Source organism: Ensifer sp. ENS07 (genome assembly GCF_014852185.1).
In the GTDB taxonomy this organism is placed as follows: domain Bacteria; phylum Pseudomonadota; class Alphaproteobacteria; order Rhizobiales; family Rhizobiaceae; genus Ensifer; species Ensifer adhaerens.
Genome location: NZ_JACVBE010000077.1, coordinates 1 through 336, shown reverse-complemented (window position 1 = coordinate 336; position 336 = coordinate 1). Strand labels below are relative to the sequence as shown.

1 tRNA gene is annotated in these 336 nt (G+C 55.7%); it reads right to left on the bottom strand.

Going from position 1 to position 336, the window contains the following annotated elements:
* Nucleotides 1-47: 47 nt before the first annotated feature.
* A tRNA-Met gene (locus IB277_RS37720) sits at nucleotides 48-124 on the bottom strand.
* Between the last annotated feature and the right edge of the window lie 212 nt (nucleotides 125-336).

The following is a 336-nucleotide window of genomic DNA, read 5'->3' as shown; positions in this document are numbered from 1 at the left end:
AACGTCAAAAAGCCCGCTGGATTTCTCCATGCGGGCTTTTTTTGATTTGGTTGCGGGGGCAGGATTTGAACCTGCGGCCTTCAGGTTATGAGCCTGACGAGCTACCGGGCTGCTCCACCCCGCGCCATCGCGGTAAACCGCTTTGCGGTTTATCCGCTTATTCCGGGTTTTGCCGGAGGCAAAATCCCGTTGTTTGTCTGTTCCGAGCTTAGCAAAACAAAAGGGCCGCTTGAGGGCGGCCCGTGTTTCGGCTGGGCCGAGGCATGAAGAGAAGGTGATCTTTGTTTTCCGGATTTTCTTGCGATTTGCAGACCTGGCAGCGACCTACTCTCCCGC